Raw genomic sequence first — 330 nt, 5'->3', positions numbered from 1 at the left:
GGGTGGCCACCGCGCAGGGGTGCAGCCCCGCCCGCGCGCCGCGCGCCGACCACGAGCGGTGCCGGGCCGGGGGCCCCCGGGCCGGCGCCCCCGGCGGGCCGCGGCTGCGGCTGGAGCTCTCCCGCACGGTCAGCGACGCCTGGCTCTCCTGCTACCAGCGCTTCGGACGCCCCGCGCCCGAGGTGCATGCGGTGCTCACCGGCGGCCCATCGGTGCGGTTCGCCACGGTGTGGGCCGAGCCGGACGGAGGCGCCGACGCCGGGGCGGGCGCGGGCGGGCGGGGCGCATCGGGGGCGGCGCCTGGGGGCGCGGCCGGCACGGGCGCGCCGC

At 84.5% G+C, this 330-nt stretch carries 1 pseudogene; it reads left to right on the top strand.

Going from position 1 to position 330, the window contains the following annotated elements:
* A pseudogene (locus tag AAHZ94_RS35200) lies at positions 1–330 on the top strand (hypothetical protein); the annotation flags it as partial.

The sequence above is a fragment of the Streptomyces sp. HSW2009 genome, assembly GCF_040240285.1.
Lineage (GTDB): Bacteria > Actinomycetota > Actinomycetes > Streptomycetales > Streptomycetaceae > Streptomyces.
This window is presented reverse-complemented; position numbering and strand designations above follow the sequence as displayed.